The organism is Xanthomonas euvesicatoria pv. euvesicatoria (assembly GCF_020880415.1).
GTDB lineage: Bacteria > Pseudomonadota > Gammaproteobacteria > Xanthomonadales > Xanthomonadaceae > Xanthomonas > Xanthomonas euvesicatoria.
This window is the reverse complement of record NZ_JAJIUJ010000075.1, coordinates 25,204-39,877: the sequence shown is the minus strand read 5'-3', so window position 1 is coordinate 39,877 and position 14,674 is coordinate 25,204. Positions and strand designations below refer to the sequence as shown.

At 66.5% G+C, this 14,674-nt stretch carries 15 protein-coding genes; 6 read left to right on the top strand and 9 right to left on the bottom strand.

Translation table 11 applies throughout. The annotated features are described in order from the left end of the window. Nucleotides 1–30 precede the first annotated feature (30 nt). Genes lgt through LN450_RS13025 form a run of 4 tightly spaced genes read left to right on the top strand, consistent with a single transcriptional unit; the run spans nucleotide 31 to nucleotide 2,544 of the window. Nucleotides 31–921 (top strand): prolipoprotein diacylglyceryl transferase, encoded by an 891-nt coding sequence (gene lgt, locus LN450_RS13040; RefSeq protein ID WP_011346474.1) that lies wholly within the window; start codon nucleotides 31–33, stop codon nucleotides 919–921. Next, complete coding sequence (locus tag LN450_RS13035) at nucleotides 918–1,712, top strand: thymidylate synthase (RefSeq protein WP_011346475.1); 795 nt, start codon at nucleotides 918–920, stop codon at nucleotides 1,710–1,712. Before lgt ends, LN450_RS13035 begins: the two co-directional genes overlap by 4 nt. 53 nt (nucleotides 1,713–1,765) lie before the next feature. Next, nucleotides 1,766–2,053, top strand: a complete 288-nt coding sequence (locus LN450_RS13030; RefSeq protein WP_011346476.1) for a hypothetical protein — start codon at nucleotides 1,766–1,768, stop codon at nucleotides 2,051–2,053. After that, nucleotides 2,050–2,544: a dihydrofolate reductase gene (locus LN450_RS13025; RefSeq protein WP_011346477.1), complete on the top strand. Its 495-nt coding sequence runs from the start codon at nucleotides 2,050–2,052 to the stop codon at nucleotides 2,542–2,544. Before LN450_RS13030 ends, LN450_RS13025 begins: the two co-directional genes overlap by 4 nt. A gap of 51 nt (nucleotides 2,545–2,595) precedes the next feature. On the opposite strand, the gene LN450_RS13020 is transcribed toward LN450_RS13025, so the two are convergent. From LN450_RS13020 to LN450_RS12980, 9 genes are all read right to left on the bottom strand, one after another. Then, nucleotides 2,596–3,552 carry a symmetrical bis(5'-nucleosyl)-tetraphosphatase gene (locus LN450_RS13020; protein WP_011346478.1) on the bottom strand — a complete coding sequence of 319 codons (957 nt, stop codon included), beginning with the start codon at nucleotides 3,550–3,552 and terminating at the stop codon, nucleotides 2,596–2,598. Nucleotides 3,553–3,580: 28 nt separating this feature from the next. After that, entirely contained in the window at nucleotides 3,581–3,964 is a 384-nt protein-coding gene (gene apaG, locus LN450_RS13015) for a Co2+/Mg2+ efflux protein ApaG (RefSeq protein WP_007965232.1), read from the bottom strand. A 36-nt stretch (nucleotides 3,965–4,000) separates the two neighbouring features. Next, a complete protein-coding gene (rsmA, locus tag LN450_RS13010; protein WP_011346479.1) occupies nucleotides 4,001–4,789 on the bottom strand; it encodes a 16S rRNA (adenine(1518)-N(6)/adenine(1519)-N(6))-dimethyltransferase RsmA in 789 nt (262 codons plus the stop codon). A 117-nt stretch (nucleotides 4,790–4,906) separates the two neighbouring features. Next, nucleotides 4,907–5,878, bottom strand: coding sequence for a 4-hydroxythreonine-4-phosphate dehydrogenase PdxA (pdxA, locus tag LN450_RS13005; RefSeq protein WP_008576395.1), 972 nt, complete (start codon nucleotides 5,876–5,878; stop codon nucleotides 4,907–4,909). Between the two features lie 19 nt (nucleotides 5,879–5,897). Continuing rightward, on the bottom strand, nucleotides 5,898–7,289 hold the full coding sequence (locus tag LN450_RS13000; protein ID WP_008576397.1) for a peptidylprolyl isomerase: 1,392 nt from the start codon (nucleotides 7,287–7,289) through the stop codon (nucleotides 5,898–5,900). Continuing rightward, complete coding sequence (lptD, locus tag LN450_RS12995) at nucleotides 7,286–9,715, bottom strand: LPS-assembly protein LptD (protein ID WP_011346480.1); 2,430 nt, start codon at nucleotides 9,713–9,715, stop codon at nucleotides 7,286–7,288. The genes LN450_RS13000 and lptD overlap by 4 nt, the downstream gene beginning before the upstream one ends. A 128-nt stretch (nucleotides 9,716–9,843) precedes the next feature. After that, nucleotides 9,844–10,752 (bottom strand): histone deacetylase family protein, encoded by a 909-nt coding sequence (locus LN450_RS12990; RefSeq protein WP_008576401.1) that lies wholly within the window; start codon nucleotides 10,750–10,752, stop codon nucleotides 9,844–9,846. A gap of 38 nt (nucleotides 10,753–10,790) precedes the next feature. Then, a complete protein-coding gene (locus LN450_RS12985) occupies nucleotides 10,791–11,348 on the bottom strand; it encodes a cob(I)yrinic acid a,c-diamide adenosyltransferase (RefSeq protein WP_008576403.1) in 558 nt (185 codons plus the stop codon). Nucleotides 11,349–11,351: 3 nt separating this feature from the next. Beyond that, entirely contained in the window at nucleotides 11,352–11,930 is a 579-nt protein-coding gene (locus LN450_RS12980; RefSeq protein WP_011346481.1) for a hypothetical protein, read from the bottom strand. A gap of 340 nt (nucleotides 11,931–12,270) precedes the next feature. On the opposite strand from LN450_RS12980, the gene ubiH reads away from it, so the two are divergent. Beyond that, nucleotides 12,271–13,479, top strand: a complete 1,209-nt coding sequence (gene ubiH / locus LN450_RS12975) for a 2-octaprenyl-6-methoxyphenyl hydroxylase (RefSeq protein WP_011346482.1) — start codon at nucleotides 12,271–12,273, stop codon at nucleotides 13,477–13,479. Next, nucleotides 13,476–14,657: a UbiH/UbiF family hydroxylase gene (locus tag LN450_RS12970; protein WP_011346483.1), complete on the top strand. Its 1,182-nt coding sequence runs from the start codon at nucleotides 13,476–13,478 to the stop codon at nucleotides 14,655–14,657. Before ubiH ends, LN450_RS12970 begins: the two co-directional genes overlap by 4 nt. The last annotated feature ends 17 nt before the right edge of the window (nucleotides 14,658–14,674 follow it).

Here is a 14,674-nt window from a genome sequence, read left to right as displayed (position 1 = left end):
GGCCTCGCTTGTTTGTGATACGCGGTCCGCATGATCTATCTGCACGCCATCGACCCCATCGCCTTCTCGCTCGGCCCGGTGCAGGTGCACTGGTACGGCTTGATGTATTTGGCGGCGTTTTTCTCGGCCTGGGCGCTGGGCCGTTCGCGCATCCTGCGCGGTCGCCTGCCCGGGGTAGACATGGATGGTTTTTCCGACCTGCTGTTCTACGGCATGCTCGGCGTGGTGTTGGGCGGGCGCATCGGCTACATGCTGTTCTATGCGTTCGAGACCTTCCTGGCCAACCCGCTGATCCTGTTCAAGGTCTGGGAAGGCGGCATGAGCTTCCACGGCGGCCTGCTTGGCGTGTTGATCGCCTGCTGGCTGTGGGCGCGCAAGCACCGGTTGCACTTCTTCGATGTGATGGACTTTGTCGCCCCGCTGGTGCCGCTGGGTCTTGGTTTCGGGAGGCTCGGCAATTTCGTCGGCGGCGAATTGTGGGGAAAATTCACCCAGGCCGGCTGGGGCGTTATCTTTCCGCACGCGCCGGAACTGGCGGACCGGTTGCCTGCGCAGATCCAGGCGCAGTACGCCGCCGGCGCGTTGAACCAGTTCGCACGCCACCCCTCGCAGCTCTATGAAGCTGCACTGGAAGGCGTGGTGATGTTCGTGGTGTTGTGGACGTTCTCCATGAAGCCGCGCGCACGGTATGCGGTCTCTGGCCTGTTTGCATTGCTGTATGGCGTGTTCCGTTTCATCGTCGAATTCGTGCGCGTGCCAGACGCACCGATCGGCTACCTGGCCTTCAATTGGCTGACGATGGGCCAGATTCTGAGCCTGCCGTTGATTGCGGTTGGCCTGGTGCTGCTGGCGATGTCGCGCCGCGCGCCGGTGTTGCAGCCGGTGCTGCCGGCGCCCGCAGGCGTGGAGGCTGCCAAGTGAAGCCGTACCTGGAGTTGTTGCAGCACGTGCTGGAACACGGTGCAGAGAAGTCCGACCGCACCGGTACCGGCACGCGCAGCGTGTTCGGCTGGCAGATGCGCTTCGATCTCAACGACGGCTTCCCGTTGGTGACCACCAAGAAGCTGCACCTGCGCTCGATCATCCATGAGTTGCTGTGGTTCCTGAAGGGCGACACCAATATCGGCTACCTCAGCGACAACCAGGTACGCATCTGGGACGAGTGGGCCGACGACAACGGCGATCTCGGTCCGGTGTACGGCAAGCAGTGGCGGCGCTGGACCGGCCCGGACGGTGTCGAAATCGACCAGATGCAGTGGCTGGTGGATGAAATCAAGCGCAATCCGGATTCGCGTCGGCTGGTGATCAGCGCCTGGAATGTCGGCGAGCTGCCGCAGATGGCGCTGATGCCGTGCCACAGCCTGTTCCAGTTCTATGTGGTGAACGGCAAGCTCAGTTGCCAGCTCTATCAGCGCAGCGGCGACATCTTCCTGGGCGTGCCGTTCAATATCGCCAGCTATGCGCTGCTGACGCACATGGTGGCGCAGGCCACCGGCCTGGGCGTTGGCGATTTCGTGCACACGCTGGGCGATGCGCACCTGTATTCCAATCATTTCGAGCAGGCACGCGAGCAGCTGACGCGCACGCCGCGCGCGCTGCCCACCTTGCGTTTGAATCCCGAGGTCACCGACCTGTTCGGGTTCCGCTTCGAAGACATCGCCATCGAAGGCTACGCCCCGCATCCGGCGATCAAGGCGCCGGTGGCGGTGTGACGAGCGAGTTGCGGCATTGTCCGCCGGTATCCACTTGAGACGGCAGCACTGTGATGGCCAAGCATTCGATCAAGGCACGGGAAAAACTGGCTGATTCGCTTATGGCAATGCAGGCCAGCCTGTTTGTGAATCTCACGAGCATCCTGCTCATCGCACCGATCGGCTTTTTCGGTATTGCCTTGTACAAGGGTGAACCCCTGCAGCTGACGAACGTCTTCGGCGGGCAGTCTTCGGCGGCGCTGGCGGTGATTGCCGTGTTGTACCTTGCGGCTTTCTGCCTTGGAATGATGGGCCGGCACGCCGCGATGAAAATCTACGACACGCTGTATCCGGACCGATGAAACTGACCCTGATCGTGGCCTTCGACCGCAACAACGCCATCGGTCGCGATAACGAGCTGCCGTGGAAGCTGCCCGATGATCTCAAGCGCTTCAAGGCGCTGACGCTGGGCAAGCCAATCCTGATGGGGCGCAAGACGGCGCAGTCGCTGGGGCGTGCGTTGCCGGGGCGGTTGAATCTGGTGCTGACCCGCTCGGGGCAGGTGCCGTTCGACGGCATGCAGGCGGTCGCATCGGTGGAGCAGGCGATCGAACGCGCCGTGCAGGAGGGGGCGCAGGAGCTGTGCGTGATCGGTGGCGGGGAGGTGTATCGCCTGACCATGGAACGCGCCGATCTGCTGGCCGTGACCGAAGTGGACACCGCGGTGGATGGCGCCGATACGCACTTCCCGCCGATCGACCCTGCGGTGTGGTCGCCGGCGAGGCGCGAGTTACATGCTGCCGACGCCCGGCATGCCCATGCGTTTTCGTTCGTGGATTACGAACGCCGCTGAGCGATGCAGGGTCGCGCCCGGCACCGCGATGGCGACGGGCGCCTCGCGCGCTCAGTCCTGTGGCGTATCGACTGACGGCTTGGGGCCGGCCGCTGCGTTCCCCGCATTGCCGCGGTTGCCGCGCGAGCGCTGACGCCCCTGACGCTCACGTGGACGCCGCGGTGCGCGTGCGACCGGTGCCGGCCCGGTCACTTCCCGTCCGGGCACCTGCACCACGCGCAGCTCCTCGCTATCCAGCTGCAACGCCGTGAGCTTGCCGCCCCAGACCGCGCCGGTATCGATCGCATGCACACCCTGGGTGATCGTCAGGCCCAGTGCGGACCAATGCCCGCAGACGATCTTCAGGTCGCGCTCGACCCGTCCCGGCACTTCGAACCAGGGATACAGGCCCTGTGCCTGCGTCCCCGGCGTGCCCTTGTCGTCGGTGGCGATGCGCCCACGCGGGGTGCAGTAGCGCATGCGGGTGAACAGGTTGATGATGGCCCGGCTGCGGTCGTAGCCGCTCAGGCCCGGCGACCAGCCCGGCTGGTCGCCGTACATATTGCGCAGCAGCTTGCGATAGCCGCCGCCCTGCAGTTGCTGCTCGACCTCGCGTGCATGCTTTTCGGCCATCTGCGTGGTCCACTTCGGCGCCAGCCCGGCATGGATCATCATCCAGCCCAGGGTGCGGTCCACGTGCGCCAGCTTCTGCATGCGTAGCCAGTCCAGCAACGCATCGCGATCTTCGGCCATCACGATGCGCAGCAGATCCGGGTTGACCTTGCGCTGCTCTTCTTCCGAACGCGCCCCGATCGCCAGCAGCGACAGGTCGTGATTGCCCAGCACCACTACGCTGTGCGCGCGCAGGGAATGCACCAGGCGCAGCGTTTCCAGCGATTGCCCGCCGCGGTTGACCAGATCGCCGCAGAACCACAGCGTGTCCTGGGCGGGGTCGAAATTGATCTTCTCCAGCAACCGCTGGGTGATGTCGTAGCACCCTTGCAGGTCGCCGATGGCCCAGACGCTCATTGCGCGCGCTCCCTTACTCCGGCATTCATCAGTGCAGCGTCCTGGGCACGCTCAGCACGAAGGCGGCGATCGGAGCGATAAATTCGGTGCCATCGTCGGCCACCATGTCGTAGTGGCCCTGCATCTGTCCCTGCTCGGTCTCCAGCAGTACGCCGGAGGTGTAATGGAAAGCTTCGCCCGGTCGCAGCCACGGCTGTTCGCCGACCACGCCTTCGCCATCCACCTGCTCGGTGCGCCCGTTGCCATCGGTGATCTGCCAATGACGCGCGATCAGGCGCGCAGGCACCGCGCCCGCATTCTGGATGCGGATGCTGTAGGCAAAGGCGTAGCGGCCTTCGTCCGGGGTGGATTGATGGGCGAGGAAGCGGGGCGATACCTCGACCTCGACGCGGTAGCGCGGATCATCTTGCATGGCGAAAGTCTAAATAAAACGGTGTGGGAGCGGCGCTCAAGCCAGCTCGACATTGGCCAGCCGGATGAAATCCGCGACCTCCAGTTGTTCGGCGCGTGCATCCGGGCGCACCTGCGCGGCGTCGAAATGGGCCGGTTCGCAAATGGTGGACAAGGCATTGCGCAGGGTCTTGCGGCGCTGCCCGAACCCGGCGCGCACCACATCGGCGAAGCGGCGGCGGTCGTTGATCTGCACCGTGGCCGGGTCGCGCGGCACCAGCCGCACGACGGCCGAGTCCACCTTCGGCGGCGGCCGGAATGCGCCCGGCGGCACCACGAACAGCGCAGTCACCTCGCAATACGCCTGCAGCATCACGCTGAGCCGTCCGTACACCTTGCTGCCGGGGCCGGCGGCCATGCGGTCGACCACTTCCTTTTGCAGCATGAAATGCATGTCGGCCACGGCAGCGGCATGGTCCAGCGCATGGAACAGGATCGGCGAGGAGATGTTGTAGGGCAGGTTGCCGACCAGGCGGATCGGCGTGCCGTTGGCCAGTGCAGTGAAATCCACGCTGAGCACATCGCGGTGGATGATGCTCAGCGCGCCGATCGGTGCCGCCACTTCGGTCAACGGCGCGATCAGGTCGCGATCGAATTCGATCACGGTCAGCGCGCCATGCCTGCGCAGCAGCGGAAAGGTGATGGCACCCTGGCCCGGGCCGATCTCGACCAGATGCTGGCCGGCGCGCGGGTCTACCGCCTGCACGATGCGGTCGATGTAATACCGGTCGGCAAGAAAGTGCTGGCCAAGCGACTTCTTGGCCGGTGCGCTGAAAGAAGAATTCATCTGCGCAGTTTAACGGAGGCCGCGCCTGCGCGCGGTGTCGTTCGCGTGCCCGCCTGGCCTGGCGGATCGGCGGCGTGCGCCATGCGGCATGCCCGCGCCGAGCAAGCACGCGTGGTGTTAGCGGCGCGCCGCCAATCGCGCGCACAACGCAGTGGCTGCCATCAGGCTGGAGGGGTCTGCGATTCCGCGGCCGGCCAGTTCCAGCGCAGTACCGTGATCCACCGCCACGCGCGGGTAGGGCAGGCCCAGGGTGATATTTACAGCCTGCTCAAAGCCGCTGTACTTGAGCACCGGCAGGCCCTGGTCGTGATACATCGCCACCACCGCGTCGAAGCCGCGCAGTTTCTGCGGCAAGAACGCGGTGTCCGCCGGCAGCGGGCCGATCAGCTGCATGCCCTCGCCGCGCAGCTGCTCTAGCACCGGAATGACGATATCCAGTTCCTCGCGGCCCAGGTGACCGTCTTCGCCGGCGTGCGGGTTGAGGCCGAGCACGGCGATGCGCGGGTGCTCCAGACCGAAGTCGCGCTGCATCGCTGCATGGGTAATGCGCAGGCATTGCAGCAGCGCATCGGCGGTGATCGCATCGGCCACCGCGCGAAGCGGCAGATGGGTTGTCACCAGCGCGACGCGCACGATGCTGTTGGCCAGCATCATCACCACCGGGCAACCGGCTTGTTCGGCCAGCAGTTCGGTGGTGCCGGTGTAAGCAATGCCGCCGGCGTTGATCACTGCCTTGTGCACCGGGCCAGTGACGATTCCCTGCAGGCGGCCGGCGAGGCAGTCACCCGCGGCGCTGCGCAGGCCGGCGATCACTGCTGCCGCATTGGCCGGGTCGGGTGCGCCCAAACGCGTGGTCACGGCCTGGCGAACGGGATGCAGCGGCAGGTCGCCGGGCGCACGTGCCGGCTGGTCGGGATCGAGCAGCCGTACAGGCAACGACAGCGCCGTTGCGGCGCTGTGCAGGGTGTCTGGGTCGGCGTAGGCAATCAGATGCGCGTCCGAGCGCGGCTGCTGCGCAAGCCGGATGCATAGCTCCGGCCCGATTCCGGCCGGCTCGCCTGGCACCAGCGCGAGCGACGGGACCATCATGCTATCCGGCTGCCCGGTCTCAGCGCGTCGGCTTTGCCGGCGGCGGCGAGGGCGCTGCCGGGTCTGCCGATTTGGCCGGAGCGGCAGTGGCATTGTCATCGGCGCGGTCGCCGGTGCGGTAGCTCACATACGCTTCGCCACGCAGTTCCTGCAGATAGCGGTTGTACTCTTCTTCCAGCTTGCGGCGACCGATGGTTTCACGCACCTGCGCGCGCTGGTTCTCGGCGCTGACGTCGGTCTGGCGGCTGCCGACGCGCTGCACGATGTGCCAGCCCGCCTGGGTCCGGAACGGTTCGGAGACTGCGCCGTCGGTCAGGCTTTCGACCTGCTTGCCGAAGTCCGGGCCGAACGCATCGGCGGGGAACCAGCCCAGATCGCCACCCTGACCGCGGCTGTTGGTGTCCTCGGAGGACTCCTTGGCCGTCGCCTGGAAATCGGCACCACCAACGATGCGCGCGCGAATCGTATCGATCTTGGCCTTGGCCTGCGCCTCGGTCTGGTTCTCGCCGATCCGCACCAGGATGTGGCGTGCGTGGTACTCGGTGACCATCTTCTTTTCGCCGCCGGCATTGGCGTCGCGCATTTCCACCAGCTTGAGCAACTGGAAGCCACTCGGGCCGCGCAGCGGTCCGGCCACCTGGCCGGGCTGCATGTCGCGGATCAGCTGCGCAAATGCGTTCGGGATTTCATCCAGGCTGCGCCAGCCCAGATCGCCGCCTTCCAGCGCATTGGGGCTGTCGGAATAACGCACCGCAGCGGCCGAAAAATCCAGCTCGCCCTTGTCGATCAAGGCTTTGACGCCATCGACCTTCTTCTGGCCGGTGGCGATCTGCTCGGCAGTTGCCCCTTCCGGCAAGCCGATCAGGATGTGCGCCAGGTGGTACTGGCTACCGGTGGCGGCCTGTTGGGCCAGTGCGGTATCCACTTCGCCTTCGCTCACGCTGATGCGGCTCTGCGCAAAGCTCTGGCGCAGGCGCTGCACGATGATCTCGTCGCGCACCGATGCGCGGAAATCGGCGTAGCCCATCCCGTCGGCTGCCAGCTTCTGGCGCAGGCCGTCCACGGTCGTGCCGTTCTGCTGGGCGATGCTGGCGATGGCGCGGTTGAGTTCTTCGTCGCTGACGCGGATACCGTTGCCATCGGCACGGCTGACCTGCAGCTTGACCAGCACCAGGCGCTCAAGCACCTGGCGCTGCAGCACATCGTCTGGCGGCAGCTGGTTTTCGCGACCGGCGTACTGCGACTTGACGTTGCGTACGGCGCGATCGAGCTCGCTCTGCAGCACCACGTCTTCGTCGACGATGGCAGCGATGCGATCCAGCGGCTGGGATTGCTGTGCCGAGGCCAACGGCGAAACCGTGCTGGTGATGGCCAGCAGCGAGGCAAGAACAACAGAGAAAGGCTTGGTCATGGAATCAGGTTCGGATCGTAATCGTCCGGATTGGTCGTGGTGTTACTGGGCGGGACCAGGTAGAGGTCGTCGCGGTAATAGCCGAGAATAGCACGGCGCAAAGTGCGGTCCGTGTTCTGCCCGAACGAGCTCAAGCCCTTCAGCACGAACTCAATCTGGATCGAGTTGTCCATCTCGCCATCGCGGTTGCGCACGAACCGGCGCACCAGCCCGCGTACCGCCAGGCAGCAGCTGTCCCATTGCACGCCACCGATGATTTCCAGCGGCTTGCGGTCCAGCAGCGAGTAGTAGTACCGACCGACCGCGCTCCAGCTGGGGTTGATCGGGTACAGGAAGGAGAAATCGGCCTGCTTGAGCTGGTCGCTGTTGTCGGTGAGGTTGCGACGGTAGCGATACGCCAGGTTGATGATGCCGTCGTTGTTGAGCAGATAGCGCGTGCGCAGGCTGGCCAGATCTTCCTTGCGCGAGTTCGGGTTCCACTGGTAGGTGGCGCCCATCGACCAGCGGTCGTTGATCATGTAGTTGGCGTCGGCCACCCAGGCGGACTTGCCCTGTTCGACGGTCTGCTCGCTGCCGGCTGCTGAGTTGTTGCTGTTGTTGATGGTGACCAGCGAGTCGCTGAAGTACAGGATCTGGCCCGCGCTCAGCGAAAGCTTTTCGCGGCCGTCGTCCTGGCGCAGCCAGCGCGAGGTCACTGCCAGGGTCAGCTGGTTGGCATCGTTTTGGCGGTCGGCGCCGGTATAGCGGGTGTCGCGGAACAGCTGCCCGTAGCTGAAGGTGAACGGACGGGTATCGAACACCGGCAGATCGTCCTGGTCGCGGTACGGCACGTACAGGTAGTACATGCGCGGCTCCAACGTATTGAGATAGTTGGTGCCAAACAGCGAGGTTTCGCGATCGAAGTACAGGCCTGCGTCCAGCGAGGCGATCGGCAGGCTGCGCGTGGGCGTGCGGTTGCCGGTCAGCGGTGCGGTATCGGCCAGCGTGGAATCCAGCTGGTACGCGGTGTAGCGCCACGCCACGGTGGGCGTCAGGAACCATGCTGCGCCCGACAGCGGCATCGAGATGTACGGCTTGACGTCCAGGCGCGCGCCGCTGCCGTATTGCTTGTTGCGGATATTGGTACGGACGTACTCGTCTTCGTTGTCATCCCTGCTGCTGCCACTGATCGGCGGCCTGACGAAGTAAGAGTCATCATGCGTAAACCGCACTGCCTCGGCATAGATACCGGCCTCGAAAATGCCCAGCGGCTTTTCCCAGGTGAAATACGCGCGCGGCTGCCGGTTATAGGGCAGGGCCTGCTCGTCCAGCGTGTAGTCGGTGAGCTGCCAACGGTCGGCCATCAGGCCCGCGGTCCAGGTCTCGCCGGTGCCGTAGATGCCCACGGTGCTCTGCAGGCTGGAGGCCGAGCCCATGCCGTTGATGCGGCTGGTGAAATCTTCCACGTAGCGCGTGTCGCTGACCCAGGAGATGCTACTGCGCGCCTGCCAATTGCTGTTGACGTTGTGGTAGCCGCTGTAGAACACGCTGCCACGGTCCTTGTCGCGCAACTTGTCGTTGGGCAGGTAGTTGCCGGTGACTTCGCCGCGACCGCCCTCGTACAGGTACCGGAATTCGGTGCCGAACATGAAACCGCGCTTGCTCATGTAGCGCGGCAACAACGTGGCGTCGTAGTTCGGCGCCAGGTTCAGATAGATCGGCTGCAGGTAGTCGAAGCCGTTACGACCGGACAGACCGAATTGCGGAAACAGCAGGCCGGTCTGGCGGCGGTCGTCGATCGGGAACTTGAACCACGGGAAGTACAGCACCGGCACCTTGCCGATCTGCAGCACCGCGTTGCGCGCGGTACCGAAACCTTCCTCGTTGTCGACGTCGATCTCCGGCGCGCGAACGCGCCAGATCGGCTGCGAGGGGTCGCAGGTGGTGTACGTGGACCGATGCATCTGCCCGACCTGGCCCTGCAGGTCCACCGATTCGGCGTCGCCATTGCCGCGGCGCTCCACCAACTGGTACTGGATGTTGGTGACCTTGTGGGTGTCGGTGTCCTGATTGCCCTCGGCGCGGTCGGCGACCATGCGGAAAGAGGTGTCCTGGTAGCGGACATTGCCTTCGGCGATGTAGTTGCCGGTTTCGGTGTCCATGCGCAGGTTGTCGGCACCCAGGAACTGGTCGCCGCGCTTCAACGCAACATTGCCTTGGTATTGCGGGGTGGTGCTGGTGCCGGAGAGTTGGTCGCCTTCGATGTCGGTCGGCAACTGCTGGCGCATTTCTGCGGCCTTGGGGTCGGCGGCGGGGGCGCCGTCGAAGCCGGGTAGCGGGTCTACGGCCGGGCACAGTCCCCAGTTCAACGGCTTGTCGGCAGCCATGGCCGGGAGGCAGATGGCGATGCTCAAAGGCAGGGGCAGCAGGCGGAGAGCTCGGCGCACGCGTGGGTTCAACCAATAAAATGGCGACTAGCTTGCCGCATACCCCGCATAGGGGCAATGAAGAGCGCCGGCGCCGGGAGGGCGAGGTTCATCGCACTCGGTGACGCGACCGGCGCCCTGGCCGGGGTTCAGCGCAGCGCTGCCACGTGCGCCACGCTGCTTTCGCGCAGCGCCTGCAGGTCGTAGCCGCCTTCCAGCATCGAGACCACGCGGCCGCGTGCATGGCGGTCGGCGAGTGTGCGCAGCGCGCCGGTGAGCCAGGCGAAATCGTCGTCGTCCAGCATCAGGTCGGCCAGTGGGTCGCGCAGATGCGCATCGAAGCCGGCGGAGATCAGGATCAATTGCGGGCGGAAGGCATCGACGAGCGGCAGCATCTCGTCTTCCCAGACATTACGGAAGCGCAGCCCGTCGCTGCCCGGTGGCAGCAGCAGGTTGTGGATATTGCCGACGCCGCGCTCGTACACGCTGCCCGAATGCGGATACAGCCCGGACTGGTGGGTGCTCAGGTACTGCACGGTGGGGTCGCGTTCGAAGATCGCCTGGGTGCCGTTACCGTGATGGACGTCGAAATCCACGATGGTGATGCGTTCCAGCCCATGCCGGTCGCGGGCGTGGGCGGCGGCCACGGCGATGTTGTTGAACAGGCAAAATCCCATCGACACCTGTGCGGTGGCGTGGTGACCGGGCGGACGCACGGCGCAGAAGGCGGTGCGGGCCTGGTCCTGCATCACCGCATCGACCGCGGCGATGCCGGCGCCTGCGGCGCGCAAGGCGGCCGCGCGCGAGGCCGGCACCATGCGTGTATCCACGTCCAGCTGACGATAGCCGTCGAAGGCGGTTTCCAGCACCGCATCCACCTGCTCGCGCTCGTGCACGCGGCACAGGTCGCCCAGCTTGGCCAACGGCGCTTCGCGCCAGTCCAGATCTGGGAATGCGCCGCGCAGGGCCTGGACGACCGCTTCCAGGCGGGCGGGGCTCTCCGGGTGCTCAGGGCCGGCGTCGTGACCGAGGCAGGCGGGATGGGTAAAGACCAACATGGGGCAACTCTAGCCTCTGTGCCGACCCGGGCACATGCTCAACCGCGTCGGCGGTCGTGCCGCCACAGGACTTCCTGCCGACCATCGGCACGCGCCAGCACGCGCGCCAACACGAACAGCAGGTCGGACAAGCGGTTGAGATAGCCGATCGCCTCGCTGCGTACCGCTTCCTGGCGCGACAGCGCAACGGTCTCGCGCTCGGCCCGGCGCACGATGGTGCGGGCCAGATGGCAGCGCGCGGCGGCCTCACCGCCGGCCGGCAAGATGAATTCCTGCAGTGCGGGCAGCGTCTGGTTGAAGGCGTCCAGCTGCGTCTCCAGCGCCTGGATGTCGGCCGCGTCGATGGCCGCGTGGCCGGGGATGCAGAGCTCGCCGCCCAGGTCGAACAACTGGTGCTGCACGGTGGTCAGCAGTGCGGCGATCGGCTCCGGCACACCGGGGGCGGCCAGCAGCACGCCGATGGCCGAATTGGCTTCGTCCACGGTGCCGTAGGCATTGACGCGCAACGCATCCTTGCCGGTCCGGCTGCCGTCGCCCAGGCCGGTGCTGCCGTCGTCGCCGGTCCGCGTATAGATACGAGAGAGTCGATTGCCCATGGCTTAGCCGGCGTAGGGCTGGCGACGCGGTGCGGACAGGCGCTCGGCAGCCACCTGGATCACCGCGGCGGCCGCCACGTACAGCGCGGCACTGCGCAGATAGGGCCCCAGCCAGTCGGTGTAATTCTTGAACCAGCCGGCCACGGTCGGGTCGGCCACGCTGGCGCTGATCCAGTAGAAGCTGCCCTGGGCGATCAGCTGGCACAACGCCACGGCGATCAGCAGGGCCGGCACCAGCCGCGCCAGCGCGCTCCACTGTGCGCCATGATAGTGCCGGCGCAGCCACATGCCGCCGGCCCACAGCGCGAAATACGCCGGGATCAGGCACCAGTAGGCCGGCGACACGCAGTAGTGCTGCCAGAAGCTCAGGCCCTGGCCGGTGATCACCAGCCAGTCCACCGCCACGGCCAGCAGCATCAGCAGTGGAAATGCCAGCTTGGTGCGCGCAGCCAGATGAAATCCGCCGATGAAGAACATCGCCCAGGACGCATCCGGAACCGGCGCGAAGTGATTGATCCGCGTGGCTGCCATCAATACGGCGAGCAGACTCAGAATCAGGGTGTCGTGCGAGCGAGAAGTCATGCGCGGAGCGGGCCGGATTACAGGCCCTGGAGTGTAGCGTGGAAGTGGTGCTGCCCGCGGCTTGGGCACGGCAGCTGCAGAACGAGTGCGCAGTGCCAGGCGCGCGTGGGCGGCGCCCGGAATCGGCCTGCACCACGCCTAGATCGCCGCGTCCGGGTGCGCCGTCCGCGCCCGCCCTGCGACTGCCCGCCACGCTGTGCCAGCCGCTGCATGCGTTTTGGGGAGCGCGTGACGCGCTGCGCTGCGTGCGAGCCGGGCAAGGCGCAGGTGGGCAGCGGGCGCGGCAGATGTCCCGCCCTTTGGCGGCAACGCGCAGGGGGCGAAGGCTTATCATGTGGGAATGACACATCCCCATGACGTTCTGATCGTTGGCGGCGGCCTGGTCGGCTCCAGCCTTGCGATTGCGCTGGACCGCCTCGGCCTGGATGTCGGGCTGGTGGAGGCCACCCCGGCCGGCACGCCGCCGGCAGTGTTTGATCAACGCAACCTCAGTTTCGCCGCGGCCACGGTGAACGCGCTGGGTGCGCTCGGGGTGATGGCCAAGCTGCGCAGCCCGCCCGGGCCGATCCGGCGCATCCATGTCAGCCGCGCCGGGGACTTCGGCCGCGTGCAACTGGACGCGGCCGATTACGGCCGCGACGCCTTCGGCCAGGTGGTGGTGGCACGCGACTTCGGCGATGCCTTGCAGACCCGTCTGGACGAACTGACCCATCTGCGGCGTTACCGGCCTGCGCGGTGCATCGGCATAGAGCCGGTGCAGGACGACGTGCGCGCGGTGCGCCTGGCCACCGATGCGGGCGAGCAACGTGTGCAGGCCAGACTGGTGGTCGGCGCCGATGGCAGCCATAGCGCGGTGCGCGAGCTGCTGCACATCGGTACCGATGCCCACGATTTCCTGCAGACCCTGTTCGTGGCGCGCGTGCGTGCGTCACGACCGCCCGATGGCACGGCCTGGGAGCGTTTTGGCGAACATGGGCCAACTGCGCTGTTGCCACGCGGCGACCGCCATTACGGTGCGATCCACTGCGTGGCGCGCACCGAGGCCGAGGCCGTGGCTGCGCTCGATGACGCCGGCTGGCTGGCGCGCCTGCAGCGTGCCGCCGGCTGGCGTGCCGGGCGCTTCGTCGCCACCGGCGAGCGCAGTGCCTATCCGCTGGTGCAGGTGCTGGCCAACAGCCTCATCGCCGAGCGCGTGGTGCTGTTGGGCAATGCCGCGCAGACGCTGCATCCGATCGGTGCGCAGGGCTTCAACCTGGGGCTGCGCGATTCGCTGACGCTGGCCGAATTGATCGAGCACGATCGCAGCGATGCCGGTGCCGGTGCGTTGCTGGCCGAGTATCTGGCGCGGCGGCGGGTGGACCGCGAGCACACCATCGGGTTTTCCAGCGGTCTGGCGCGGCTCACCGGCAACCCGGCGCCGTTGCTGCGGCCGTTGCGTAGCCTGGGCTTGTTTGCCACGTCGCAGGCGGCCCCGCTGCAATCGATGCTGGTAGGCGGCGCCATGGGCTTTCGTGGCGATGTGCCGCAGCTGTGCCGGAGCAGCGCATGAGCCGGCGCAGCACGCGTGATGCGGTGATCGTCGGCGGTGGCGTCGTCGGCGCCGCCTGCGCGCTGGCGTTGAACGATGCCGGCCTGAGCGTTGCCCTGGTCGAAGGGCGTGAGCCTGTCCGCTGGCACGCCGATCACCCCGATCTGCGTGTCTATGCCTTCGCCGCCGACAACGCTGCGTTGCTCGACAGCCTGGGCGTGTGGAATGCGGTGTGTGCCGCGCGTGTGCAGCCTTACCGGCGCATGCGGGTCTGGGATGCCGGTGGCGGTGGCGAGCTGGGCTTCGACGCGGACACGCTGGGACGCGAGCAACTGGGATGGATCATCGAAAACGACGTGCTGGTGGACCGCTTGTGGGCCGCCGTGCATGCGGCCGGCATCGAAGTGCATTGTCCGGCACGCGTGGTCGAACTGGAGCAGGACACCGCCAGCGTGCGCCTGCGCCTGGACGATGGCAGCCGGCTGGAAGCGGCAATGGCCATTGCCGCCGATGGTGCAGCCTCCACCCTGCGTGAACTCGCCGGGCTGCCGGTCTCCCGGCATGCCTACGCACAGCGCGGCGTGGTTGCCTTCGTGGAAACCGAGCACCCGCATCAGGCCACCGCCTGGCAGCGCTTCCTGACCACCGGGCCGCTGGCCTTCCTGCCGTTCGCCGATGGCCGCAGTTCGATCGTGTGGACCTTGCCGGATGCCGACGCCGAGCGCGTGCTGGCGCTGGACGATGCCGATTTCTCGCGTGAGTTGACCCAGGCCTTTGCCGCGCGCCTGGGCGAGGTGCGCGTGGTGTCGGCACGCACTGCCTTCCCGCTGCAACGGCAGCTGGTGCAGCAGTACGTCAGCGGCCGCGTGCTGACCCTGGGCGATGCCGCGCATGTGGTGCATCCGCTGGCGGGGCAGGGCGTCAACCTGGGCCTGCGCGATGTGGCGGCATTGCGGCAGAGCGTGCGCGAGGCGATGGCCAAACGTGCCGATTGGGCCGCGCCGCATCGCCTGCAGCGCTGGGCACGTACCCGGCGCAGCGAGAACACCGTGGCCGCCTACGGCTTCGATGCGATCAATACGGTGTTTTCCAACGACGAAATGCACCTGACCTTGTTGCGCGGATCGGTATTGGGCCTGGCCGGCACGTTGCCGCCGTTGGTCGATGCGCTGTGGAAGCGCGCCTCCGGCGGCGCGTGAGCCAATCGCACCCGCCG

Bases quoted from the DNA above. Each gene is read 5' to 3' on its own strand.
- lgt (WP_011346474.1), top strand. From the start codon at position 31: ATGATCTATCTGCACGCCATCGACCCCATCGCCTTCTCGCTCGGCCCG.
- LN450_RS13030 (WP_011346476.1), top strand. From the start codon at position 1,766: ATGGCCAAGCATTCGATCAAGGCACGGGAAAAACTGGCTGATTCGCTT.
- LN450_RS13025 (WP_011346477.1), top strand. From the start codon at position 2,050: ATGAAACTGACCCTGATCGTGGCCTTCGACCGCAACAACGCCATCGGT.
- LN450_RS13020 (WP_011346478.1), bottom strand. From the start codon at position 3,552: ATGAGCGTCTGGGCCATCGGCGACCTGCAAGGGTGCTACGACATCACC.
- apaG (WP_007965232.1), bottom strand. From the start codon at position 3,964: ATGCAAGATGATCCGCGCTACCGCGTCGAGGTCGAGGTATCGCCCCGC.
- rsmA (WP_011346479.1), bottom strand. From the start codon at position 4,789: ATGAATTCTTCTTTCAGCGCACCGGCCAAGAAGTCGCTTGGCCAGCAC.
- pdxA (WP_008576395.1), bottom strand. From the start codon at position 5,878: ATGATGGTCCCGTCGCTCGCGCTGGTGCCAGGCGAGCCGGCCGGAATC.
- LN450_RS13000 (WP_008576397.1), bottom strand. From the start codon at position 7,289: ATGACCAAGCCTTTCTCTGTTGTTCTTGCCTCGCTGCTGGCCATCACC.
- LN450_RS12990 (WP_008576401.1), bottom strand. From the start codon at position 10,752: ATGTTGGTCTTTACCCATCCCGCCTGCCTCGGTCACGACGCCGGCCCT.
- LN450_RS12985 (WP_008576403.1), bottom strand. From the start codon at position 11,348: ATGGGCAATCGACTCTCTCGTATCTATACGCGGACCGGCGACGACGGC.
- LN450_RS12980 (WP_011346481.1), bottom strand. From the start codon at position 11,930: ATGACTTCTCGCTCGCACGACACCCTGATTCTGAGTCTGCTCGCCGTA.
- ubiH (WP_011346482.1), top strand. From the start codon at position 12,271: ATGACACATCCCCATGACGTTCTGATCGTTGGCGGCGGCCTGGTCGGC.
- LN450_RS12970 (WP_011346483.1), top strand. From the start codon at position 13,476: ATGAGCCGGCGCAGCACGCGTGATGCGGTGATCGTCGGCGGTGGCGTC.